This is a genomic window from Pseudofrankia coriaricola (genome assembly GCF_001854805.1).
Lineage (GTDB): Bacteria > Actinomycetota > Actinomycetes > Frankiales > Frankiaceae > Pseudofrankia.
Genome location: NZ_MBLO01000125.1, coordinates 158,445 through 182,759, shown reverse-complemented (window position 1 = coordinate 182,759; position 24,315 = coordinate 158,445). Strand labels below are relative to the sequence as shown.

The 24,315-nt window shown below is 73.7% G+C and carries 19 protein-coding genes and 1 tRNA gene; 9 read left to right on the top strand and 11 right to left on the bottom strand.

Annotated features, from left to right (window positions below):
- Positions 1-154: 154 nt before the first annotated feature.
- Genes BCD48_RS18705 through BCD48_RS18695 form a run of 3 tightly spaced genes read left to right on the top strand, consistent with a single transcriptional unit; the run spans position 155 to position 2,966 of the window.
- A complete protein-coding gene (locus tag BCD48_RS18705) occupies positions 155-721 on the top strand; it encodes a serine O-acetyltransferase (RefSeq protein WP_071049698.1) in 567 nt (188 codons plus the stop codon).
- A complete protein-coding gene (locus tag BCD48_RS18700; RefSeq protein ID WP_083418850.1) occupies positions 718-2,730 on the top strand; it encodes an HAD-IIIC family phosphatase in 2,013 nt (670 codons plus the stop codon). Before BCD48_RS18705 ends, BCD48_RS18700 begins: the two co-directional genes overlap by 4 nt.
- Positions 2,731-2,732: 2 nt before the next feature.
- Positions 2,733-2,966 (top strand): acyl carrier protein, encoded by a 234-nt coding sequence (locus tag BCD48_RS18695; protein ID WP_071049697.1) that lies wholly within the window; start codon positions 2,733-2,735, stop codon positions 2,964-2,966.
- A 97-nt stretch (positions 2,967-3,063) separates the two neighbouring features.
- On the opposite strand, the gene BCD48_RS18690 is transcribed toward BCD48_RS18695, so the two are convergent.
- Both BCD48_RS18690 and BCD48_RS18685 read right to left on the bottom strand, forming a co-directional pair.
- Complete coding sequence (locus BCD48_RS18690) at positions 3,064-3,459, bottom strand: ArsR/SmtB family transcription factor (RefSeq protein ID WP_071049696.1); 396 nt, start codon at positions 3,457-3,459, stop codon at positions 3,064-3,066.
- Positions 3,460-4,170: an SRPBCC family protein gene (locus BCD48_RS18685; protein ID WP_071049695.1), complete on the bottom strand. Its 711-nt coding sequence runs from the start codon at positions 4,168-4,170 to the stop codon at positions 3,460-3,462.
- A 293-nt stretch (positions 4,171-4,463) separates the two neighbouring features.
- Between BCD48_RS18685 and BCD48_RS18680 the strand changes: the two genes are divergently transcribed.
- From BCD48_RS18680 to BCD48_RS18665, 4 genes are all read left to right on the top strand, one after another.
- Positions 4,464-4,904 (top strand): dimethylamine monooxygenase subunit DmmA family protein, encoded by a 441-nt coding sequence (locus tag BCD48_RS18680; protein ID WP_241841837.1) that lies wholly within the window; start codon positions 4,464-4,466, stop codon positions 4,902-4,904.
- A 16-nt stretch (positions 4,905-4,920) separates the two neighbouring features.
- A complete protein-coding gene (locus BCD48_RS18675) occupies positions 4,921-5,868 on the top strand; it encodes a PDR/VanB family oxidoreductase (protein WP_071049693.1) in 948 nt (315 codons plus the stop codon).
- Entirely contained in the window at positions 5,868-6,881 is a 1,014-nt protein-coding gene (locus BCD48_RS18670; protein WP_071049692.1) for a heme-dependent oxidative N-demethylase family protein, read from the top strand. Before BCD48_RS18675 ends, BCD48_RS18670 begins: the two co-directional genes overlap by 1 nt.
- A 379-nt stretch (positions 6,882-7,260) precedes the next feature.
- A complete protein-coding gene (locus BCD48_RS18665) occupies positions 7,261-8,091 on the top strand; it encodes a DUF4386 domain-containing protein (protein WP_198543301.1) in 831 nt (276 codons plus the stop codon).
- 103 nt (positions 8,092-8,194) lie between these two features.
- On the opposite strand, the gene BCD48_RS18660 is transcribed toward BCD48_RS18665, so the two are convergent.
- The 5 genes from BCD48_RS18660 to BCD48_RS18640 form a co-directional block, all read right to left on the bottom strand.
- A complete protein-coding gene (locus BCD48_RS18660; RefSeq protein ID WP_083418849.1) occupies positions 8,195-9,724 on the bottom strand; it encodes an acyl-CoA synthetase in 1,530 nt (509 codons plus the stop codon).
- Positions 9,725-9,864: 140 nt separating this feature from the next.
- Positions 9,865-12,831, bottom strand: coding sequence for an AfsR/SARP family transcriptional regulator (locus BCD48_RS18655; protein WP_071049691.1), 2,967 nt, complete (start codon positions 12,829-12,831; stop codon positions 9,865-9,867).
- Between the two features lie 251 nt (positions 12,832-13,082).
- Positions 13,083-13,367 (bottom strand): hypothetical protein, encoded by a 285-nt coding sequence (locus tag BCD48_RS18650; RefSeq protein WP_071049690.1) that lies wholly within the window; start codon positions 13,365-13,367, stop codon positions 13,083-13,085.
- Positions 13,368-13,428: 61 nt separating this feature from the next.
- Positions 13,429-13,698 (bottom strand): pyrophosphorylase, encoded by a 270-nt coding sequence (locus tag BCD48_RS18645; protein WP_071049689.1) that lies wholly within the window; start codon positions 13,696-13,698, stop codon positions 13,429-13,431.
- Positions 13,695-18,992, bottom strand: coding sequence for an FtsK/SpoIIIE domain-containing protein (locus BCD48_RS18640; protein ID WP_083418848.1), 5,298 nt, complete (start codon positions 18,990-18,992; stop codon positions 13,695-13,697). Before BCD48_RS18640 ends, BCD48_RS18645 begins: the two co-directional genes overlap by 4 nt.
- Before the next feature lie 156 nt (positions 18,993-19,148).
- On the opposite strand from BCD48_RS18640, the gene BCD48_RS18635 reads away from it, so the two are divergent.
- A tRNA-Ser gene (locus BCD48_RS18635) sits at positions 19,149-19,239 on the top strand.
- A gap of 521 nt (positions 19,240-19,760) precedes the next feature.
- Here BCD48_RS18635 and BCD48_RS50730 read toward each other — a convergent pair.
- Entirely contained in the window at positions 19,761-20,096 is a 336-nt protein-coding gene (locus BCD48_RS50730; protein WP_131804041.1) for a hypothetical protein, read from the bottom strand.
- Positions 20,097-20,647: 551 nt separating this feature from the next.
- Positions 20,648-21,088, bottom strand: a complete 441-nt coding sequence (locus BCD48_RS18625) for an SRPBCC family protein (RefSeq protein ID WP_071049686.1) — start codon at positions 21,086-21,088, stop codon at positions 20,648-20,650.
- A 599-nt stretch (positions 21,089-21,687) separates the two neighbouring features.
- Between BCD48_RS18625 and BCD48_RS52310 the strand changes: the two genes are divergently transcribed.
- Complete coding sequence (locus tag BCD48_RS52310; protein ID WP_198543299.1) at positions 21,688-21,828, top strand: hypothetical protein; 141 nt, start codon at positions 21,688-21,690, stop codon at positions 21,826-21,828.
- 58 nt (positions 21,829-21,886) lie between these two features.
- On the opposite strand, the gene BCD48_RS18615 is transcribed toward BCD48_RS52310, so the two are convergent.
- Together BCD48_RS18615 and BCD48_RS18610 are read right to left on the bottom strand one after the other, a co-directional pair.
- Positions 21,887-22,576 carry a response regulator gene (locus tag BCD48_RS18615; RefSeq protein WP_071049684.1) on the bottom strand — a complete coding sequence of 230 codons (690 nt, stop codon included), beginning with the start codon at positions 22,574-22,576 and terminating at the stop codon, positions 21,887-21,889.
- Positions 22,569-24,137 carry a sensor histidine kinase gene (locus BCD48_RS18610; protein WP_071049683.1) on the bottom strand — a complete coding sequence of 523 codons (1,569 nt, stop codon included), beginning with the start codon at positions 24,135-24,137 and terminating at the stop codon, positions 22,569-22,571. The genes BCD48_RS18615 and BCD48_RS18610 overlap by 8 nt, the downstream gene beginning before the upstream one ends.
- Between the last annotated feature and the right edge of the window lie 178 nt (positions 24,138-24,315).

The following is a 24,315-nucleotide window of genomic DNA, read 5'->3' as shown; positions in this document are numbered from 1 at the left end:
TGGAGCCAGGCGCGCGGGTGTGGTCTGAGCGCGAGGCCACCGGGCCCGTCTTGCGCTGACCCTACTGTTACGTAACTGTATGGTTGGAAAAAGGTGGAGGCGGCGCGGAGGGTCCGGCTGGATGGGCAGACAGACAGGTCGTGGCAGGTTCACCGTGGCAGCCGTCGATGGAACCGGTGCGCCCGAACCGGGGCCCGCCGCGGGCCCGAGCCTTGGGGCCCTGATCCGGGAGGACTGGATCAATCATGGCCGTTCCTTCGTCCATCCCGGCCTGCACGCGCTGGTCGCGTACCGGGTGGGCCACTGGCGGCTCACGGCACCCGTGCGGCTTCGGTCGCCGGTCGGCATCATCTACAAACTTGTCAACGAACTTGTGATCCGTAGCCTGTACGGGGTGGAGATCGCCGACGAGGCGGTCATCGGCCGGCGGGTCCGGATCGGGCATCACCAGGCGGTCCAGATTCCCGCGTTCTGTGTGGTGGGTGACGACTGCCTCATCCGGCACAACGTCACGATCGGGTTCGCCTCCGGCCAGGCACCCCGGGACGCCGTGCCGGCGATCGGCGCCAGGGTGGAGATCGGCCCCGGTTCGCACCTGCTCGGCCCCATCGCGATCGGGGACGACGTCAGGATCGGGCCGAACTCGATCGTGACCGTCGACGTCCCGGCTGGTGCGACCGTGTTCGCGGCGCCCGCCCGGGTGATGAAGCGGGCTACATGAGCACGGGACAGGACGACGGCCGGGATGCTGGGGCCGCCGCGATGCGGACCGGTCTCGACCGGGCGCGGGCGGCCGAACAGGCGGGCGACGCCGCCGGCGCGGTGCGGTGGGCGCTGGCCGCGACCGACGCGGGCGACGATCTGGCCGCCTGGTCGGCCGCCGCCGGCGTCGTCGCACGCTGCCTGCCGAGGGCGGGGTCGCTTTCCCGCAAGGCGCGGGTGGCCGTGCTCGGCAGCTACACGACGTCGCAGCTCTCGGCGCTGCTGCCGGTGGCGGCGGCGCGAGCGGGAGTCGCGGTCGAGGTCTACGAGTGCGGCTACGGGCAGTATCGCCAGGAGATCCTCGACCCGTCGAGCGGGCTGTACCGGTTCGGCCCGGACGTCGTCGTCCTCGCGGTGCACGCCGGCGAGGCCCAGCTGCCGGCGATGAGCCAGGACCCGGCCGCGGACGTGGCGGCGGAGGCCGCCCGCTGGACGTCGCTGTGGGACCTGCTCGTCGACCGGACCGGCGCCCGGGTCGTGCAGCACCTGTTCGCCGTCCCGCCGGACGTCGCGCTGGGGCACCTGGCCGCGAGCACTCCGGGCTGCCGGGCCACGATGCTCGCCGCGGTGAACGCCGCGCTCGGGCGGGCGGCCGGCAGCCGCGTGGCGCTGGTCGACTGCGACCGGCTCGCCGCCGAGGTCGGCAAGCGGCGGTGGTTCGACGCCCGCTACTGGCACCGGGCCAAGCAGGCGGTGTCGCTCGGTTGCGTGCCGCTGCTTGCCCGGCACACCGCCGCCGTGCTCGGCGCCCAGCTCGGCGCCAGTCGCAAGTGCCTGGTGCTCGACCTGGACAACACGCTGTGGGGCGGCGTGCTGGGCGAGGAGGGCCTCGGCGGCATCGCCTTGGGCGACGGCCCCGCCGGTGAGGCGTTCACCGCATTTCAGGACCACATCCTGGAACTGAAGGCCAAGGGCGTCATCCTCGCGGTCTGCTCGAAGAACAACGACGCCGACGCGCGCGAGGTGTTCGAACGTCATCCGGCGATGCGGCTCCGGCTCGACGACATCGCGATGTTCTCCGCGTCGTGGGCGGACAAGCCGGCGCAGATCCGCCAGATCGCGAGCACGCTCGGCATCGGCCTCGACTCGCTGGTCTTCGTCGACGACAACCCCGCGGAACGGGAAGTGGTGCGCCAGCTGGTCGGTGAGGTCGACGTGATCGACCTGCCATCCGACCCGCACGGCTACGTGCGGGCGCTGGCGTCCTATCCGTTCTTCGAGACCCCGGCCCTCACCGCGGAGGACGCGGACCGCGCCGCGCAGTACCGCGCCCGCGCCCAGGCCGCCCAGCTCGCCGCCGACGCCACGTCGCTGGAGGACTTCCACCGAAGCCTCGCCATGGTCGCCACCGTCGTCCCCCTCGACGAGGTCACCCTGCCGCGGGTCGCGCAGCTGGTCGCCAAGACCAACCAGTTCAACCTCACCGGCCGGCGCCGGAGCCAGGCCGAGCTCGCCGAGCTCGCCGCCGACCCGCGCACCGCGGTGCTCTGCGTCCGGCTCACCGACCAGTTCGCCGACCACGGTCTGGTCGCCGTCGCGATCGCCAGCCAGGAGCACGACGTGCTCGACATCGACACCTGGCTGATGAGCTGCCGAGTGATCGGCCGGACGCTGGAGGACGAGACAGCCGGGCTTCTCGTTGCGGAGGCGCGCCGTCGCGGCTGCCGCTACCTGCGTGGGCACCACGTACCGACGGCCAAGAACGGGCTGGTCGCCGACCTGTTCGCCCGCCTTGGATTCGCCCTCGCCGAGCCGGCTTCCTCCAACGGAGTTCGTTCGGGCGGTGCTGGTGCGGACGGCGTGGGTGCGGACGGGCTTCGTTCGGACAGACGTCGCTCCGATGGCGGCCTGCCCGAACGTCACTCCGGCGCGACCTCGTGGCTGCTTGCCGTCGACGGCGCCGGTAGCCCGCCCGGCCTCATCCAGATCACCCGAACCGACCGGGAACTCGAAGGGACCGCGAGCTGACCATGGACGATCGACTCCAGCAGGTCTTCCGGGAGATCTTCGGTGACGACGCCCTCGTCGTCACCGACGACACGACCGCCGCCGACATCCCCGCCTGGGACTCGCTGGCGCATATCAATCTCATGTTCGCCGTCGAGAACGAGTTCGAGATCGACATCCCGGACGACAGGCTCGGCTCCTTCGCCACCGTCGGTCAACTACGCCAGTTCCTCGAGACGCGAGCCGCCGCCCGCTGAGCCGGGCGAGCACCGGGCACCGCCGGAGCACCGCCGGGGCACGGCCGAGCCGAGGCTGTCCGGCTCGGGTGGCACCCCACGTACTGAGGAAGGCGCCTCACGCGGACTGGCCGCGCTGCCGTCCCGATGCCTCCGCCTCGCTGACGGGGCTGGCCTGGCGGCCGCGGCGGCCGCGGGCGACCTCGGTGGCCAGGGCGTCGAGCGGCTGGGCGAACGGCGCCAGCGGGTCGGCGGACAGGGCGGCCAGCCAGTCCCGCGCGGCGTCGAGGCCGGCCTGGTCGAGGGCGTAGTACCTGTGGGTGCCCTCGGCCCGCACGGTCACCAGCCCGGCCGCGCGCAGCACCTTGAGGTGCTGCGAGACGGCGGGCTGCGAGATCGGCGTCCGCGCTCGCAGCGCGGCGACGACCGTCCCCACCGGCTGCTCGCCGGTGGCGAGGAACTCCAGGATCTGCCGGCGGACCGGTTCGCCAAGCGCCTCGAAGACACCGTCCACCTAGCTCCCGGCGCTCTCGTCCTCGCCCGTCTCGGGCGCGGCATCCGTGGGAGCGGCATCCGTGGGAGCGGCATCGTCGGGGACGACGGTGTAGAAGGTCACGGTGCGCGCGGCGGCCTCATGCGCCGGCCCCGGCTCGTCGCCGTCGCCGACCGCGGCGTCGGCCCAGCCCGCCGCCGAGCGCCGCACGAACTCGACACCGTCCGGCGTCGTGGCGAAGGCGGCCCCCTCGGCCGGGTCGACCGGCATTCCGCTGTCGAGGTGCAGACCGAGACCCATCAGAGCCAGGTCCCAGCCGACGCCGACCGCGCCGGGGCCGAACTGGTTCCAGAATTCGGGGTCGACGGGTGACTCGTGAACCAACTCGAGGGTGGTGCCATCGCCAGCCGGCGTGAGGGTGATGTCCAGCCACGACACCATGCCGCCGAACTCCCAGGTCACGGCGAACGACTCGGGCTCCTCGCAGCGCTCGACGATGCCGCCGGCGTTGCCCTCGAGCTGGTAGCGGCCACCTAGCGCCAGATCGCCGCTGACCGGCAGGAACCAGCGGGGGATGCGGTCGACGTTGGTCAGGGCGTCCCAGAGATCGGTCTGGTCGGTGCGATACGTCCGGTGGGCCACGGCGATCTTCGTTGGCATCCCGTTCCGGGAGCCGCTGCGGATCTCGCGGGCCACAAGCCCGGCCGTCGCGACGGGGTCGATGGTGTTCATGACTCGACTATATAAGCCATAGCTTATTTATCGGCGGGTGGGTGGGACATGTTCCTACTGGCGAGTGAGAGGACGTGCTCCGACGCGGTCGTGCGGACATCGCGTGAGTCGAGGCCGCTGAGTCGAGGCGGGCTGAGTCGAGGTCGCCGAGGCGGCCGTCGCCGACGCGGCTCGCGGCGTCGGCCTACTGTTGGTCGGTGCCGAGCCTGGCTCATACGAGCGTGCCGCCGTGGGCGCGTCCGGGAACCCCGGCGTCTCCGCCCGCCGATGCCAGCGGCGCCACGTACGTTCTGGTGGGCGTGGGCCCGGGGGCGACGGACGTTCTGGCGTCCTGGCGGGATGAGCTCACCCGGCGCGCTGGCCGTCCCAGCCCGCTGGTGCTGTGCGCCGACGACGTGGGGACGGCGTGCGAACAGCTCGCGGCGGCCCTGGCCGAGGCGCGGGTCGGCGTTCGGGTGCGCGTGGCGGGTTCCGTCGGCAGCTGCCTTACCCTGCGGGCAACGGCGATCGCGGCCGGTCTCGAGGACGACGAGCTGTACGTCGCCCCGACTGGGAGCGGACCGGTCGAGGTGGCGTGTGTCCACTGCGGCGGCGTCGCGTCGGCCGAGGCCGCGATCGGCGACGTCGTCGGCTGCCCGGGCTGTGGACGTGACCTGCTCGTCTACTACCACGTGTCACGCCGGCTCGGCCGGTTCCTGGGATTCCAGGGGGACGCCGGGGCCATCGCCGAATGAGCACCGTGAGCGCCGAATGAGCCTCGGAGTGGATCTCGAACTGGTCGTCGCCGCTGTCGACGAGCCGGTGCCGGGAGTCCGGAGCATCCGGCTGGCCGCGCCCGACGGGCGCGAGCTGCCGGGCTTCGTCCCAGGCAGCCACCTTCTGCTGGACTGCGGTGGCCGGGTAAACGCCTACAGCCTCACCTCCGACGGCTTTTGCCCCAGGGAATACGCCGTCTCGGTGCTTCTGGTGGAGAACGGCTTCGGTGGATCGCGCTGGATACACGAGCGTCTCGCGCCGGACGACCGAGTGGCGGCCCGCCTACCGCGAAGCGCGTTTCCACCGGTTGCGCGAGCCCGTCGGCACCTGCTGGTCGCGGGTGGCATCGGGGTGACGCCGATCGTCTCGCATCTACGGGCCGCCCGTCGGCGTGGCCACGACGTGCGGGTCCTTTACACCTACCGTGCCGGGCGTGGCGCCCACGCCGACGACGTCGTCGAGCTTTCTGACGGCCGTGCCGAGCTCTTCACGGACCGCCGCGCGTTCTCCACCCGGGTCGAGGAAGCGCTGGCCGACCAGCCGCTGGGAACGCATCTGTACGTCTGCGGCCCGGCCGCGTTGACCGAGCGGGTGGTCGGCACCGCCGCCGCCCTCGGTTGGCCGGCGTCGAGGATCCATACCGAGCGGTTCGGCACGGTCGCCCTCGATCCTGGTGATTCCTTCGACGTCGTCCTCACCAGGACTGGCGGGACGTTGACGGTCCCCAGCGGTACCAGCCTGCTCGCGGCGCTCGAAGACGCCGGCCTCGATGTCGCGAGCCGCTGCCGGCAGGGCGTATGCGGTGAGTGCCGGATTCCGGTCACCGCCGGGCGTCCGCTGCACCGCGACCTGTTCCTGTCCGAGGAGGAGAGATCCACCGGCGCCTGGGTCATGCCCTGCGTCTCCCGAGCGGACGGGTCCGGCCTGGAGGTTCCGCTCTGATGAGCGCCCCGGAATCGTCGTCGCTGCTTCGCGGCTTCCCTTTTCCCTTCACCGACGAGCGTTTCCGGTACAGCACCAACGTCGAGCCCGCCGGCGTGCCGGTCCATACCGCGGCCGGCCGGTGGGGCGCGGCGGTCGTCGACATCGACGGCGAATACCACCGTGAGCTCCAGGAACGCGCCCGGATTCTCGCTCAGGACCCGACGCGGCACGCGGTCCCGACACACATGCGCACGGCGGCGTGGGACGCCACCCTCACCCTTCTGCGCGAGCTGGCCGCGAGCTACCCGGCCGACATGCTCCTCACCCGGACGGGCATCAACCGCTGGCGCTGGGAGAACCGCCGGCTCGGCGTCGAGGCGGACTTCGTCTACGGCGATGACGCGACGCTGCCCGGCGGGCCGCTGCACTGGGTCGCGAACCAGGTTCAGGAGGACATCGTTCTGCTCGACGCGCGGGCGGGCCAGCTCTGGGTCGATGCCGGCGTCGTGACCTTCGCGTCCGCCTGGAGCTTCGGGTTCGACCTGGGCATGAGTTTTCTAGAGATCCACGGCCCGGTCCCGCGTATCCATTCCGAAGGCGTCATTACCCGCGCACAGGAGTTCATCAGGCGACTTCAGCCGCACCAGCCCTACCGCCGGACCAACTGGGGAGTGAACGTCGGCCGGCGGCTCGACGTCTCCCTCGAGCGCTATCCCGACTGGGCTCCGGACCGGGCGCGGATGCGGCGGGCCGACGACGGGTCGTTCGGGCGGCTGCTCCACCTGCGGGTCGAGGTGCAGCACCTCGTTCGGCTCCCGGACTCCGGAGCGGTCATGTTCCTGATCCGCACCTACCTGCTCTCGTTCGAGCAGCTCGCGACCGTCGAGCCCTGGCGTCGTCGCACCGCCGACGTTCTTGCTCACCTGCCCGACGACATCGCCGAGTACAAGGGCGTCGCCAACCTGCGCGACCGCGCCGTCGCCTGGCTGCGCGCCGCCGACGCGCCGCCGGCCGGCCCGGCCCCGCACTGACCGGGCCAGGGGCCGGTCAGTGGGACCGTGCAGGCCCAGCGCGCCGGCGAACGCGGTCCCGCCGCGCGGCACCGCGGTGGCCAGGTGCGCGCCAGCGAGCCGGGCGAGGATCCCGGCGACCAGGGCGACAATGAGCGCGAGCGCCGCGCACAGCGCGACGGATGACCCGACTGATGGCGCGGTGCGGCGACGTCCACGGGGACCTCACCGGGACGTCCCGGTGACGCCGCGCGCCGCCGAGGTCTCGGCGCGCGGCACGACTCAACGTTCCTTCGTCCGGTCCACAACCGCGACTCAACCGGCATCCGGCACGGTCGACGCGTAACGCTCCCGCGGCCCGACCACGCCACGAACCATCGCAGCTCGCGGGACTCGCCAGGTGGGTTCCCCGGCGAGCCAGATCGGCCAGCTGGCGTTGCGTTCGCTGTCACGGATCTCGATGGAGGACTCGATGATGTCCAACCGGCACGTCGCCCGCCTCGCCGGCGCCCTGTTCCTGATCGTCATCGCCGCCGTCCTGGCCAGCTCGGTCCTTCAGGGCGGCGTCAGCGGCGCTGACGACATCGCCGACACGTTCCGCACCGTCGCCGACAACACGGTCAGCATCCGGGCCAGCACGGTGCTGCTCATGGTCGCCGGCGTGGGCACGCTGGCGCTCGCGGCCATGCTCTATGCCCTGACCAAACGGCAGGACGAGAACCTGGCGATCCTGGCACTTGCCTGCCGCGTGGTGGAGGCGGCGCTCTACGCCGTCAAGATCCTTAGCGTGCTGATCCTGCTGTCGCTCAGCCAGGCGCCGACCGCCGGTGAACAGGAGCTGGGCGCTGTCGTGGCCGACGTGGCGTCGTGGAGCACCAACGTCGGAGCCGCCTTCTTCGCGGTGGGCAGCACGCTGTTCGCGTACCTGCTGCTCAGGGCCCGCTCGATTCCCGTCCCGCTGGCCGCGCTCGGCGTGGGGGCCTCGCTCATCCTGGTCGTCGGGGTACCGCTGGAGACCGCCGCCAGCCGAACCACGACCGAGGGCGCTTCGATCATCATGTGGCTGCCGATGTTCGTCTTCGAGATCGCAACCGGCGTGTGGCTGCTGGTGAGGGGCGCCCGGACTCCCATCCCGGACACCAGTCTCGTAGCCCCGGCCGGCGACGTCCGGACGCGGTCCGAGCTTGCCGTACGACTGCCAGCCTCTCAGGCCGCGCAGCCGGGAGCGTGAGGAGACGCCAGCGGTCGGGCCGGGCGGGGACGGCGACTCGCCGGGACAGTGGCGCGAGCGGTTCGATCTACTTGGCCAATCCTCTGCCCACGGCGTCGCGGTCTCAGGAGCTGGCCAGGATCTTTTTCTGGACCTTCCCCATGGCGTTGCGCGGGAGGCCGTCGACGACACGGACCTCGCGGGGGCGCTTGTGGACCGACAGCTGCTCGGCGACGAACGCGGACACGGCCTCCGGGTCGACCGGCGCCGTGCCGTCGCCGACGACGTAGGCGACGATGCGCTGGCCCAGGTCGGCGTCCGCGACGCCGATGACGGCGGCCTCGGTGATCGCGGGATGCGCGAGCAGCGCCGCCTCGACCTCGCCGGCCCCGATCCGGTACCCGCCGCTCTTGATGAGGTCGACGGAGGTCCGACCGACGATCCGGTGCCAGCCGTCGGGGTCGATGACCGCCGCGTCGCCGGTCCGGAACCAGCCGTCGGGCGTCCAGCTGGCCGCGGTCGCCTCCGCGAGGCCCAGGTAGCCGTCGAACAGGGTCGCGCCGCGGACCTGCAGCTCACCGACGGACTCGCCGTCACGCGGCACGTCAACGACGTCCTCACCGCCGTGCGGGCTGAGCGGCGCACCGGCGTCATCGGCGCTGTCCGCGGCGTCGGTGGCGTCGGGGATCGGCGCCAGGCGGGTCGTCACGGTGGGCAGCGGCAGGCCGACCCAGCCGGGCCGGCGCTCGCCGTCGGCGCGAACCGCCACCGTGATCAGGCTTTCGGTCATCCCGTAGCGTTCGACGGGCACCAGCCCGGTGAGCTCGTGCAGCCGCCGCGCCACCGGGACCGGCAGAGGGGCGCTGCCGGAGACCAGCAGCCGGGCCCGGCCGAGCGACGCCGCGGCCGCCGGGTCGTCGCACACCCGTGACCAGACCGTCGGCACGCCGAAGTAGAGGCTTCCGCCGTGCCGCTCCGCGGCCGCCGCGTAGTCGGCGGGGCGCGGCCGCCGGGTGTGAACCAGCGGGCTACCGACTCGCAGCGCGCCGAGAACCCCGAGCACCAGTCCGTGTATGTGGAACAGCGGCAGCCCGTGGACGAGCACGTCGTCGGGCGTCCACGCCCAGGCGTCCGTGAGCGCGTCCAGACAGGCGGCGATCGCCCGCCTGGACGTCACGACGCCCTTGGGTGCCCCGGTCGTCCCGGATGTGTACATGACCATCGCGGCCGAGGCGGGATCCGGCTCCGGGAAGGTGCCGCCGGATCGGCGGGCGGGGTCGACCGGCACCACCGACAGCCCGCGGCCGCTGCCGCCCGCCGCACCGTCTTCGGCGGGCGGCTCGCCGAGCCACAGCTCGGCTTTGGAGTCCGTGAGGATGTGCGCGCGCTCCCGCGGGCCGGCGTCGGCTGGCACCGGCACCACCGTGACGCCGCCGAGCAGGCAGCCGACGATCCCTACGACTGTGGGCAGGCTCGCCGATCCGGGCACCGCCACGACCCTGGCCCCGGCGACCTCGTCGGCGACGGCCGCCGCGGCGGCCCAGAGCTCCCCGCGCCGCATCGCCTCACCCGCGATCCGCACCGCCGTTCGGTCTGCCAGCCCTCCGGTCGCCGCGACGCCGTCCGCGGTACCGAGCAGCCGGTGCACGTTCACGCGGGTACCTCTTCCCATTCCAGTTCCAGTCCGGCGGCGCCGCGGCGCGAGCCGCGAGGGCTCGAGGCGGGCGGGGTCCATCGTGCACTGTCCATCGTGCCCGGACGCCGAGGTGCCCGCGCCCGCGGGCCGGCTCGGGCTCAGCGGCGGTCGCGGTGGCGGTAGCCGGGCAGGAGGGCCTTGAGCAGGGCGTTCGTCTCGGGCTCGGCCGGACGGTTCTGCGCACGGCGCCCACGCGGCAGGCTGACGCCGGGCCGCGGCGCCGTCGCGGCGGGCAGTGCCCGGTACATCTCAGCGGCGACGGCCTCGAGGGTACGGCGGTCACCCCGGGCGGCGACCGTGCGCAGCAGGTCCCGCCAGAGGGGCTCGGCGGCCGGGACGGCGCGAAGCCCGGTCCGGCACGCGGCCATCGCGGTCGCGGTGTCGCCCGCGTGCAGACTGCGCTCGGCGAGGCGGTGGGCGACGTCGACGACGGCCGCGCGCAGGCCAGCCTCAAGCCCGGTCGACCGTAGCCAGCCGTATCTGCCAGCTGGGAGGTCCGCCAGGAGCGGACCAGTGACCAGGCCCAGCGCCGCCGCCAGCTCGGCTTCTGCCCCGCTCCCGACCGTCGCGATGCCGGCACCGCCCGAGGCGGCGCTCGGCGGCTGGTCTGCCCGATGGGCGTGGGCGGCGAATGCCCACCAGTCACAGCGGACGTCCTGGCCGAGGCGCAGCCGCCCGTCCTCGCCGGTGACCAGCCGGGGATGACCGGATGGGCCGGTCCCGAGCCAGTCCCTGGCGCGGCTCACGGAGGCCGCGGTGACGAAGTCAGGAGTAGCACGGCCGGAGGCCGTGCTCCTGGCGCTGGCCGGCCGGAGCGCCGCCGAGAGTGTCCGTGGATGTGCGCCGTCCGGGTGCAGGGCCAGGTAGATGAGAAGCTCTGTCAACGACTCGACCTGGTCGCGTGCCACCGGTCCTGGCGCATAGACCGTGGGCCGGCCGAGCACTCGGATCTCCGCCTCCCTCGGGTCGGCGAGCTCGGCGGGCGGTGTGGCGGCCGCGTAGGGGAGGTGGAGAGGCGAGATCGGCCCCGTCGGGGAGGGTCCCGCCCCGCGGCCGAGAGGCCCGGCCACCCGGTGTCCCCGCCCGGGCCCGGGCGGGGGCGCGTCGCCTGGAGGCGCGTCGTCCGGCGTCGGCGGCGTGCGATGACGCGCTGTCGGGACCAGGACCGACAGCGGCCATCTGGTCGGTCGGGAGCCGGGGAGCTCCGTCGGTGGGGGAGCGGTGGGGCCGCCCGCCCTCGGCAGCGTGCGCGGCGCATCGGGCGACGTCGAGCGTGGGTCGGGATCGGTCGGACCGGTGACGCCCGGCGCTGGCGGCCTTGGGGGATCCGAGCTGGGTTGGTCGTGCGGACCAGTCGGGCGCGGCGGTGGCTGGCCGGCGCCGGATGGCGCGGCCGCGGCTGGACCGGGGGCCGTCACGGCCGGCTCGGGCAACACCGCCGGCAACATCGCCGGGCCTGGTCCGAGCGACACACGGGGATCAGGCGGAACGCGGGGATCAGCCGGGCGGGGCGGTGGCCCGCCGGGCCGGGAGGGGACGGTCGTGCCTGGATCGGCCGCGGCCACAGGCAACGCCGACGGACCGGCGGGTGGGCTCTCGGCGGGCAGCGCCGGCAGGAACGGTTCCGCGGGCAGGAACGTGCCGGACGTGGTCCGCGGGCCGCTACCGTGGGCGACGGGCCTGGCGGCCGTGGGCGGCCCGACCGGGAGTGTCTGACCGGCCGGGCGGGCGGGGCCGGCGCTGTCCTCGCCGGCGTCCTGCTGGCCCACGACCGGTGGGGGGAACGGCTCGGCCTCGTCGGCCGCGGCCGACGGCCCGTCGGGCACGCCGACGTCCTGGGAGTCGTCGTCCTGGGAGTCGTCGTTCTGGGAGTCGTCGTTCCGGGAACGGAACAGGTCGACGAGTGCGGCGTGCTGCGCGACGGGCAGGAGTTGCGCCACGACCTCGATGCCGAGCACGCCCAGCGCGAGCCGGCCGTCCTGGCTGGCGGTGAACACCCAGCGGGCCGCCGCCATCTCGCCGACGACGACCACGCCGACGGCCTGGCCCCGCCCGCGCGCGAACCGCGCCAGCCGGGCGGTGTCGGCCTCGTCCGGTGGGCTGGCCAGCACCAGCAGGTCCGGCGCCCACAGCGCCTGCGTCCTCGCCTCCCGCCGACCGTGCAGCACAGCCATCGCGTCTGAACCGTCCCAGGGCACGCCCGTCGCGCGGGCCCGCTGCTCCTCGCGTGCCGCGAGCTCGGCCAGCGCCTCGCCGACGGTCGCGACCGCGCGCAGCCGGTCCGGCGCGACCGCCGGCGGGTCGTCCGGGAACCCGATCAGGTGGATCCGCAGATCGTCCGACCACCGGTTGGTGGCCAGCTCGACGGCGATCGACATCGCGATCTCCCGGGCGCGTGCCTGGTCACCGCCGATCGCGATGACGCCCGGCGCGCCCTCGATGTCGACGAGGATCCTGGCACCATTCCCTTTGTTCCCTTTGTGCCCGATCGTCGCGAGGCCGGGGAACGGCGCCGGGACGGCGGGCGGGATTGTCTCGCCGGCACCGGCTGGCAGCCCGTCCGGCGTCCCGGAGGGACGCTCGATCCGCCATGTGCCGGGCGCGCCGCCCTTCCACCACGGCGCCGGCGGCGGGTCGAGTGGCGCCGGCGCGAGGTGCAGGATCAACGCGTCGTCGGTGAGCGTCGCCGCGAACACCGGCGGCAGGGGCCTGTCCTGCGCGGCCAGCCCCGCGGACAGCAGCCGGGTCGCGCGATCGAGGAAACTCGCGGCGTCGACGTCGGCGGCCAGCCGCAGGGCCTCGCCAACCGTGCGGTGCCGGGCGGCCAGCGTCGACGTGCCCCGTCTGGCCAGCGCGGCCAGCAGACCGGCGGCGAGCAGCGACCGCCCGCCCGGTCCGCGCCGCGGCTCCGCTCGGCGAATCGCGGGTTCGGCGGCGTCGTCGACCGGTGGCGGGTCCGAACGGCTCGACGCCTCCCCACCGCTGGGCCATTGGTTTGGTGCCCCTGGCCCAGCCGGCCGGACATGCCGGCCGTTCCTTCGCCTGCCCACGCCCCCGAAGGCCACTCGCGACCCTCCTTCCCGCCGTCTGATCACTTTGCGTCGTCGTTGTGCGTGCCGACAAGAGGTGTTGTCGCCCGTCCCATCCGAAAACCGTGTAGCCGGCCCTTTCACTCCGAAACCTTCCGTGAAGTCCTCGCGTCTCCGGGGGTGGTTTAGCTGTTTTGGTGATGCCCGCGGGATGTGTCGACGTGTGCCGGGCCCCTGTCCAGCTGATCGGCGAGATCGGCGCGGAAGACGCACCCGGTGGAGAAGGCCTAGCCGGCGCCCTGGATGTCGTCCTGAATCTCGCCGAGCCGGGTGCGCAGCCGGCCGAGCTGGGTGTGCAGGTCGGTGAGCGCGCGCTGGTATGCCGGCCAGACGGTCGAGCGGAACTCGGTGGCCGTGCGGCCGTCCCAGCATTCCGGGTCGGTGAGCACGCCCGCGTGCCGGCGCAGGTCGTCGAAACTTCTCAGCAGCGGCCCGTTGACGAGGGTGCCGAGCCCGACGACCGCGGCGACGGCCTCCGGCGTGCTCCGGACGGTCCCATCCGAGGCGGACATGGGTATCTCTCCTTGGGCGTCGGGGTGAGGATGGCGTCGAGGAGGGCTTGCCCGCGTGGGCTCAGGCGCCCGCGTCGGCGATCCGACGGTTGATCTCGGCGATGGATCTGGCGAGCTCGTCGAGGTTGGTCCGCAGGTTCGTCAGGGTGGTCTCCACCTCCGGCCACACCTGCGTGCGGAAGGTCTGGGCCTTGGGGCCCTCCCAGTTCCTCGGGTCGGCCAGCGTGCCGCCGTGGCGGCTCAGGTCGGTCGTGATCGCGGCGAGGCCGGGCAGCTCGCCGCCGAGGCCACGGGCGGCGGCCTGCGCCGCCGGGGTCGTCACCGTTCTCATGGGTCGGCTCCTTCGCCGTCGCGGGGAAAGGGGATCCGGCTGTCCGCGCCTCGGTGGATGCCCGGGGCGGGTAGCGGGGCGAGCTTAGGTGATCTAGGCGGGTCCGTGATTCGGGGGTGAGACCCCCCGAACTGGACATCGCCGGGCGTGACTGGGACCTGGGCCTGGACCGGTGTCGGCATGCCGCGCCGGATATACAGCCCCCGTCCCGGGGGATGGCCACCGCCGGCCGAGCGGGAGAGCCGCCGGCCGAGCACCTCGCCGTCCGCCGGTCCGCCGGGCCAGAGCAGCAGGCCGCACCCGGAGCGGCGCATGTCGAGCAGGAACCCGCGGAACTGGCCGAGCAGATCCTCGGTCGTCCCGGCGGCGACCAGCGCGGACCGGGTGTCACGCGCCCGGCGCAGGAAGTCGGCGAGCCCGGCGGCCAGCGGCGTGTCGGCGAGCAGCTCCGCGTCGTCGACCAGCACGACCGTCGGCGCGTCGTCATCCCGGCCGGCACATCGCAGCAGCCGGGCCAGGTCGCCGGCGTCGGCGGCGGCGTCCAGTGGGCCGAGTACGCCTCGCGCGCCGGCCAGCCCGCGCAGCGGCGAGGGCCGCGGCGTGACCAGGACCAGCCGGGTTCCGCCCGCGAGCAGGGTCGTCGCCAGGGTGACCAGCGCGGTGCTGCGCCCGGAGCGCGCGGGCCCGGCGACCGTGAAGCCGGGGCCGTCCTCGGCCAGATCCACGATCAGCGGGCCCAGCTCGTCGCCGCCCACGCCGACCAGGCCCAGCAGCGGCGCCGGCGGTGCCAGCGATGCCGCCGCCGCACCCGCTGTCGTGCCCGCCATCGTGCCTGGCGGACCTGCCGGCGTCACGGCCGCCTCGGCGGGAGCCGGCGATCCCGGCGTCGTCAACGGCCCGCCGCGCCCTGGCGTCGGCCACAGTGATCCCGTGAGTGCCGCCGTCTCGGCCAGCGTGATCCGTGATGGCAGGGCGTCGATCCGCATCGGCCGGCACTGGTCGGTGCGCGGGCCGGTCGCCGGGCCGGGCGGCACACCGTCCCGCGCCGCCGCCCACGCGCCGATACGGGCGAGCGCGGCGACCTGCGTCTGGCCAGACGGGTCCGGGGCGAGCAGCGCGACCTGGGTCTCGACCGCCGGTGCCGCGCCGACCGCCGAGCCCCCACCCGGCGCGGCCCTCCAGGACCGGCCGCCCCGCCCAGCGAACGTGCCAGCCGCGCCCCCGACCGCTCCCCCGGCTCCGCCACCACCCCCGCCTTCATCCGCGCCGGCCGTCCCGTTCGGATGGGCGCCCTCGGGTGACCGCACCGCGCCGTCGCGCTCGGGTTCGTCGACTTCGTCGGTGGCGTCTTCGCCGGCGCCCCCCGCGGCGTTCTCGTCGGCGTCGCCGAGCCGGAACCCGCGTCCAGGCGGCAGCCCGTCCGGCACGGCCGAGCCCGCCAGGCCAGCCAGCGGATAGTCGCCCCGGTCGGCGAGACGCAGCACCAGCCGGTTCTCGATCGCGGACGCGACCCGGCCGGTCAGGCCACGCCGGTCGGCGCTGACCACCACCCGCAGGCCGACCGCCGGGCCTTCGCGCAGCAGCCGCGACAGTTCGTCGACGAACCGCCCCCCGTCGAGGTTCTCGAAGGCGGCCAGGAAGCCCTCGAACCTGTCGAGCAGCAGCACCAGGTAGGGCAGCGCGGCGGCCGGCTCGGCTGCCCGCTGCTCGCCGAGGTCCGCGTACCCGCGGCTGGCGAAGGCCTCCTGCCGGGCGGCGACCTCCGCGCGCAGCCGGTCGAACAGCCGCTCCACCCGCTCGGGCGCGTCCGCGCTGACCACGGCCCCGGTGTGCGGCAGCGCGGTGAGCGCCAGCAGCGCGTTGTTGCCGCAGTCGAGGCCGAACAGATGCGCGTCGCGCGACGGCACGGTGGCCGCCAGCGCGCCCGCGAACGTCCGCAGCACGGTCGACCGGCCGGATCGCGCCGACCCGACGACCAGCAGGTGGCCGTACCTGTCCAGGTCGATCAGGTAGGGACGCTGGTCCTGGTCGTTCGGGAAGTCCGACAGCCCTATCGGGATCGGGGCCAGCCGCCCGCGCCCGCCTTGCGTGCCGCGGGCGGCCGGCGGGCGCGCCGCGCTGGCGAGCAGGTCGCCCAACGTGACCAGCGACGGCATCGGCGGCAGCCAAGGGCCAGGTTGCCTGGGCACACCGGCCAGCTCGGCCGCGGCGCGCACCGCGCCGACGAGCAGCCGCAGATCGCTGACGGCGCCGTCGTCCGCCACCTCCGCCGGCCGGCGGGGAGCCGGCGCGCCCAGCGCGGCCCAGGGCAGCTCGACCACCCATGGTGCCCGCGCGGCCCTGCCCCTGCCCCCACCCGTCGCCGGGCCCGGCGACGTCGACCGGCCTCCGACCCGGCCGGCCTGGAACGTCACCAGTGACGCGTGCCCGAGCCGCGCGAACGCCCGCCCCGGCGTCGAGCGGGCGATCCACGCGGCGTCTGGAGCATCGAGGACGTCGGCGCTCTCGCCGGCGTCTGTCATCCGCAGCCCGATCCGCAGGTTGGTGTTCGCCCTGATCTCCGGCGAGACCACGCCGGCGGGCCGTTGGGTGGCGAGCAGCAGGTGGATGCCGAGCGACCGGCCGCGCTGCGCGATGTTCACCAGCCCGGCGACGAACTCCGGGAGCTCCCTCGCGAGCGAGGCGAACTCGTCGATCACGATCACCAGCCGTGGTGGCGGTGGTAGTCGTGGCGGCCGGCCGGCGGCACCGGAAGCACCCGGGCGGGACAGACCGGTCAGGCGCTCGTAGTCCTCGAGGTCCTTCGCGCCGGCGTCGGCGAGTACGTGCTCGCGGCGACGCAGCTCCGCGTTCAGCGAGGCGAGTGCCCGCGCGACCAGATGGCTGTCCAGGTCGGTGACGAGGCCCACGCAGTGCGGAAGATCGACGCAGTCCGCGAACGCGCTTCCGCCCTTGTAGTCGACGAGCACGAACGTGAGCGCGTCCGGCCGGTTCGCCACCGCGAGCGACGCGACGATCGACTGCAGCAGCTCCGACTTTCCCGAGCCGGTCGTGCCGGCGATCAGCCCGTGTGGCCCATCCCGCCGCAGGTCCAGCGTGAACGGCCCGCTCAGCCCGACGCCGACTGTGAACGAGGTGCCGCCGCCGGGAGCGGCCGCCCAGCGGGCGGCGACCGCCGCCGCCGTCGGCGGATCGAGATCCAGGACGTCGAGCAGCCGCGCGGCGGTGGGCAGCGTCGACTCCTCCCGGCCGCCGCCGACGTCGCGCAGCGCCGCGAGCCCACGGGCCGCCCGCTCGCACCAGGCTGCCGCGCCGCGCACGGAGACCGTCCCGCCGAGCGTCTGGCCGGACGGGTCCAGCGCCGCCGCGGTCGCGACGAGGTCGGGTCGGACGTCGTCGACGTCGGCGGCCCCGCCCGCCTGGCTGACCCGCAGCCCACCGGGAGCCTGCTCCACCACCGCCTGGCACTCGGCGGGCAGTAGCCGGACGTCACGGTCCAGGCAGATCGAATACACGCCGACGGCCGGGCCGTCGCGCAGTACCGACACCATTCCGGGCAGCGCCCGCAGCGCGCGTGCCCCGTCGAGGATCACGAGCACGTCCGGCTCCCCGGGGATGGGGGCCGAGTGCCCCGGCAGGCCGGCGGAGGTGCCGCCGCGGGAAGAGGGGGCAACGGGGCGGCCACCCCGGCTCGCGGTCCTCGCGGCGACCAGCTGGGCCAGTTCCCCGATCTGGCGCGCCCTGCTGACGTCGTCCAGGCCGACCCGGACGACGGCGTCCTGGCCGCCCGCCTCAGCAGGCGGGCGGGCATGTGGCAGCCAGCGTGACCAGTCCCAGGCCGATGCGCCGTCCGCGTCCGACCAGGTCAGCAGGTAGACGACCAGGTCCAGTGGGCTGTGCAGGACGGCGGCCTGGGCCAGCAGCCAGCAGCCGACCACCCGCGGCAGCTCGCCGCGGCCGGCGATGCCGAGCACGCCGCGCTCCGCGAGCGCCACCGTGACCGGGACGTCCGGCACGGTCCGGCTCCACCCCCGTGGCCGGTGCCCGTCGTGCGGTCGCTGCTCGGCGGGGTCCTCGACGGTCAGCTCGCTCGGCAGGTCGGCGGTGCCGAGCCGCAGGCGCAGGTAGTCCAGATCGCCGCGGCGCCGTTCCCACAGCCGCCGCCTCGGCCCGACCGCCGTGAGCAGCACCTCGGCGGGGTCCGGCGCGCCGGCGCGGCGCGCGGCGCACTCCCGGACCAGCGCCGCCCGGATCTCGCCTTCCATGTCGGCGAGCCGGCGCCGGTGCTCGGCGAGGTCGCGGCGATACGCCCGGCGGGCTCGCCGGCCGCCGCTCAGATGCGAGGCGACCATTCCCAGCGGCGCCAGCAGCGCGAGCAGCAGCAGGTAGTAGATGTGCAGGGCGAACGCCATAACGCCCGCGCCCACCGCCGGCAGCAGCGCCCCGAGGATCGGCGCCGGACGGCGCTCGGGCCGCGCGGGCGCGGGCGGCAGCCGGAAACGGACGTCGGGCCGCGGCGATGACAGCCGGGGCGGCCGGTTCACATCGAGCCGGTGTCCGTCCGCGGCCGGCCGGGTCGCCAGGTCCGGCGGCCCGGCGACCGTCACGGTCAACAGCACCGCCCCCACCGCCAACATCGGCGCGGGCCGGAGCGGCGCGGCATCGTCGTGACCGCTGGCCAGGTCGGCGACGCGGCCCGGGGCGGTGCTGCCCCCGTCGCCGTCGCCAGCCACGCGACCACCGCGGCCGGTCTCGTCGTGTTCGGCCACGAGCGGCAGCGGCAGTAGCCGTCCGGCCGCGGGCAACGGCTCCCCGTCGAGGAGGACCTCGCCGAACCCGTCGCCCACCCCCGCCGGGAGCACCGCGCACGAGCCGTCCGCCCCGACGACGAGCACCATCGCCACACCCGCGACCGTCGGGTCGTCGAGCGTCACGGCGCAGTCCGGCCCGGTGCCGATCAGGAACTCGCCCGGCCCGAGCCGATGCACCACACCGGCGCCCGGCCCGCCGACGACCCGCGCTTCGACCAGCCCGACCGGCTCGCCCACCGCGGCGCACCCCGCCGCCGACCTCAGGCTGACCACGGCGCCGTCGACCAGCGGCGACTCCCGCAGGCCAAGCCGCCCGTCCACCGCACGCCCGCCGACGAACACGTCGACGCCGCCCGTCCTGGCGCGGAGGCGGCCGGCGAGCGCCCGCCCCACCTCCCGGACAGGTGCCTCCTCGTCCGCCTCCAGCATGACGTCCCTGCTGACCCCACGGACCGGATCAACGACGGTCAGTATCACTCGCATGCCGCGCAAGGTACGTCTGGACCACCGCGAATCCCACCGAGCCAGACATCCCGCCGCCGCACAAGTACTTGACAGATCCATCTCGCGGGACGGTGCCCGCGGCCCGGCCGGCCGCCACACCCGTCGGTCCAACCGCTATGATTGACTAGCACGCTGGGAGGCTTCGCCTAGTCCGGTCTATGGCGCCGCACTGCTAATGCGGTTGGGGGCATTAACCCCCTCCGGGGTTCAAATCCCCGAGCCTCCGCTCTGACCTGCGGGTTCGCACGATGGTGCGGGCCCGCTTCGTCGTTCCAAGGTCACTAACTGTCGCTCACTGGCACATGCCGGCGTCACGGTCCTGATCTTGTGCTGGTGCGGCACGAACGTGGCGATGCGTACGGCCCCCGCCTGCGCCAGCTCCTCCACGCCGGCCCTCCATGAACCCCAGGTCCTGGCCCTTATGGGTGTGGGCACCTCGTCGCCGGTCGGGAACGCGAGAGAGGATCGGCAGGTCACGGGGCTAGTGTCGGTGTCGGCGTCGGTGATCTGTTCGGTGACGGGCTCGTCGCTGTTCGCCGCCTACCCAGACTGGAACTCCGGGGCGGCGCCGACGGCGAGCATGGCGAGGGCTGTCTACTCGTCCGACGTCGAGCTGGACACCGGGGCGGCGCTGTACGAGACGGCGAAGGGGGACGCTCAGTGGCTCGATGAGTCTCGCGACGACCGCGCCCAGCGGAGAGCTCTCCTGGGTCGTCGCGGAGATCAGGGGCCGTCTGGGCAGCCACCTCACACCCAGGATGATCTTGCTGTGAGGGGAATGTCGATGTACCGGATCCGCTCCCTTGTGGTCGCCCGGGCGGCCCATGCGCTCCCATCCCACTCCAGCGCAGGCGGCGACCCGGTGACCGCGGCCTCGATCTGACCGCTGACCACCAGCCGCACTGACAGTCGCACCCACAGCGGCACCTGCCGGCCGGCGGACGCCGCCCTGACCGCGATCGCCGTGCTGACACCATCCGTCCCGGCGGTGATCCAGAAGTCGGCGGGAGCCTGGTCGCCCCGCACCCGGCGCAGGTCGCCGCGACGCTGCCCGCCGATCAGGCAGCGGGATCGTTTCGTCAAGGACGCTCGGCACCGGCCCGACGCCGGCGGCGGCTGGAAACCGCTCGCACGGCGCCGCTACCGGCTTGTGGGGACCCCATACATCCGCTGATTGGAGGCGTTTCGTGGCTGCCTTGCTCCGCCTGCTTCGCCGGTTGTTCACCCGTACGCCCGCCGAGCCGCGTACTCGCTGCGTGTGGCCGGACTGTGCGGGAACCTGCCCCGCGCTGCCCACCGACGACTGCGCACTCGGGTTGCGCCCGCCCGACTGGAAGTGACCCGCCATGCCGACACGCCGGACCCCGGTCGGCCATGTCGAGGTCGACCGCGTCACGTCGACCGCGTCGCCCGTTCCAACCAGGGCTCCCGCGCTGCGTAGCGCGGGAGCCCTGGTTTCGTGTCGGGGTCCATGCCTCGGTCACCGTCTGGGGCACGCGCACGTGACCGGGTGAGGCGACGCCGATGGGTTCACCTCTGTCCGTGGCCCGTGGCCCCTGGTCGTGCCGGCCCGCGGCCACCCATCGGTTTGCCGGCCTGCCCGGCGATATGAGGCTTCCCCGACCAGCGCCTGATCAGTGCCAGTCGCTGATCTGCACGTCGCGGGGCGCGGGAGCGCCGGTGCCGGTCTCCAGGAGCGACTTCAGGCTCATCAGGAACGTCGCCCACTTGGTGCTGCAGTGGTACATGAACTCCACGGGCTCACGCCATCCCTGGTGAGCGAACATGATGATCGTGTAGTCGCCCGCGGTCCGCAGGTCCCAGCTGACCTGGGTGCCGACCCACTCCTCCGGGCCGCCGATCACCTCCCAGAGCACACGCTCCGCCGGCTGGGTCTCCAGCACCTTCATGTCGAAGCCGCCGGGCTCGAAGTGGAACTTGAGCACGCCGCCGGCCTCGCCGTCTCCGTGCGTGTCGTCGGTCCACCAGCCCGCCAGGCCCTCCGGCGTCGTCAGCGCACGGAACACCGCTTCGCGCGATGCCGTGATCCCCACGCGATGCAGGATGTCCACCATCGTTCTCTCCTCTTCTCCACCCAGCCGCGGCCGGGACGCGTTCACTGGCTCTTCTGGAAGGCTTCGGCGATCTGCTTGATCCGCCGCAGCCGGGCGTCCCAGGGGTTGCCGACGGCGGGGCATCGATGTGGATCTCGCGCTCGATGCTGGCGTACTCCATCAGACCTCCCGACTATCGCAACCATTGGTTGCTGGTGAGGTTAACGCCGCTTCCGCGGAAACGCAACCATCGGTTGCTCTACCCGGCGGCATGCGGGTGCCATACGACCGCGGCGGAGACGACACAGCCGCGGCGGAGGCGACGCCGGAGCCGGGCAGAACCGGGGGCATCGACGTCGGCGGCTGGCTGTGGATCACCTTCGTCAGGGACGCTCGGACGGTCTTGGAGAACCCCGATCTTCCGGCGACGGTGCCAGCTGTCCGGCCGGCACCGTCGGTGCCCGTGCCGTCCCCGGACTAACCTGGTTGTGTTGCATCCCGTCCACGCATGGGCGCTTTCGGTGACTTGCCTGAAGTCTGCCCCTTCCTGAGGAATAGTGGGCGACTCACCAGGGAACACACCAATCCCTGGGTCGGCACTTCCGGAGGAGGATCCCGTCATGGCTCACTATGTCTGCCCCGGCTGCAAGACCAAGTCCGACAAGGTGGCGACACGCGCCGAGGCCGCCCAGCTGTTGGAGATCCATCGCCAGTACTTCTGCACCGTGGCAAAGATGGCGCAGGGGCTCAGGCGTCGCTGATCCCGCGCGGCACCCTGGCCCGCGGGCTCGGCCGTCCGCCCGCTGGTGGTCTCGGTGGTCAGTCGGTGCGGCGGGTGGGCAGCAGGCCCCTGCCGAACGCCTCGGCGACGGCGGCGGCCCGGTCGTTCACGTCCAGCTTGGCGTAGATGTGCAGCAGGTGGGTCTTCACCGTCGCCTCGCTGATGAACAGCCGCCGGGCTACCTCCCGGTTGGTGGCGCCCCGGGCCACGATCGCCAGGATCTCCAGCTCCCGGGCGCTCAGCGGGTCGCGTGTCGGGGCCGGGGCCGCCCGCATCTGGCCGAGTAGCCTGGTCGCGACCGACGGCGAGAGCACCGCCTCACCACGGGCGGCCGCGCGCACCGCGCGGATCAGGTCGTCGCGGGGCGCGTCCTTGAGCAGGTAGCCGGTGGCGCCCGCCTCGATCGCCGGGACGACGTCGCTGTCGGTGTCGTACGTGGTCAGTACCAGCACCCGAGCGTCGCTGTCGGCGGCACGCAACGCGGTGATCGCGCCGACCCCGTCGAGCCGCGGCATCCGCAGGTCCATGAGCACCACGTCCGGTCGCAGCGCGCCCGCGAGCCGGACGGCGGCGGCGCCGTCGCCGGCCTCGCCGACCACCTCGATCGACGGGGTGTCGGCGAACATGCCGCGCAGCCCGTCGCGTACCACCGGGTGGTCGTCGACGAGCAGCACTCGCACCGGACGGTCTACCTGCTCCCCGTAGTCGGGAGGACACGGCTCAGGCATCGACGGCCCACGCAGGTGCCTCGACCATCGGTCGGTCCCTTCCCGCCGTCTGCGTTCCCGTCGTCGCCGTTCCCGTCGTCTCGATTCCCGTCGTCGCCGTTCTCCCTGTCTTGGCTCCCGCTGTCTTGGCTCCCGCTGTCTCGGCGTCGCCGCGTGGCGCCGGGATCGCCGGCAGCGTCGCGGACACCGCGGTGCCCGCGCCCGGCTCCGACTCGACGCTGAAACCGCCGGCAAGCCGGGCGACCCGCTGGCGCATCGCGGCCAGCCCGAACCCGCCGCCGCGCGTGTCTCCGCCGCTCTCGGCTCGGCCGGGGCCGGCCACGTCGGTGTCGGTGTCGAACCCGACGCCGTCGTCGCGGATGTCGACGGTCACCACGTCGGACATGTAGGACAGCGTGAGCCCCACCCGGGTCGCGGCCGCGTGCCTGGCGACGTTGGCCAGCGACTCCTGGGCGACCCGCAGCACCGTGGCCTCCACCTCCGGGTGCAGCGCGACGACCGGCCCGGTGGTCGACACCTCGACCGGCACCCCGTTCGCCTGTGTCCAGCGGGCCGCGACGTCGACCAGCGCGTCGGGCAGCGCCGCGTCGGCGAGCTCGGCGGGGCGCAGCGCCTGCACCGACCGGCGGGCCTCGGTCAGGCTTTCGCGGGCCAGCCGCAGCGCGGTCGACAGATGGTGGCCTCGCGCGCCCGCCTGTTCGGCGGCCTGCAGCTGGGTGACGATCCCGGTAAGCCCCTGCGCGAGGGTGTCGTGGATCTCCCGGGCGAGCCGGGCCCGTTCGTCCAGCGTGCCGGCCTCCCGAGCCTGGACCACGAGCTGGGCGTGCAGACCGGCGTTCTCGGTGAGCGCGGCCTGCAACCGCCGGTTGGCCTCGCCGAGCTCCGCGATCGCGCGTCCGCGGGCGGCCCGCTGCTCGGTGGAGATGGCGTCGAACCAGGTCAGAGTGCCGGCGACACCGACGTTGAAGCCGAAGACGACCACGTAGAGCAGCAGGTAGCCCCAGGACGTCGGCACCCCACCGACCTGCGACGTCGCCACGATCATCGCGGTGACGACCGCGCCGAGCATGCGCCGCCACCCGGTCAGCAGCGCGGTGGACTCCAGGTAGCCGGTAAAGGCGAAGAAGCCGAACCAGGGCGCAAGGATGACCAGGGTTGCGATCAGCACCAACAGGATGACCAGATAGCCGGTCATCAGCCGTCGCCGGCCCACCCAGGTCGGATGCAGGACGCGGAACCACACCATCCAGCCCGCGGCGACCACGGAGAGCCCGATTTCCACCGCGACCTGTGACCAGCCGTCATCGCTCGGCACCAGGGCGGACAGCAGGACCGAGAGGCCGAGGCCGACATACGGGATGATGCGGTAGGCAAGCATCTCCCGCCGCTCCCAGGACTCGACCACGACGTCCGCGCTCGCTGGCGACGCGGCGTCGCCGGTCGCGTTGGGAAGGTCCCGCCCGGCCGGTGAGCCGGTGACGTCGGGCGCCGCCGGCTCGGCCCCGACGCTGGACGCGCCAGGCACCGTCGACCCCCCCACCAGGTCGGCCGGGTCGGCCATGCGACACCTCTTTCCCGATTCGCCCAAGATTCGTACCTGGTGTGGACTGGTGACGGCGCATTGGCGCAGCGCCAACGTAACTACCTGACCGACCTCGGACCAGACCAGCCCAGCTCCGTCCGAACACGCCAACCGCGATCTCAGCCGGGGAGGGCGCCCTGGCGCCCGACAGGGGTCG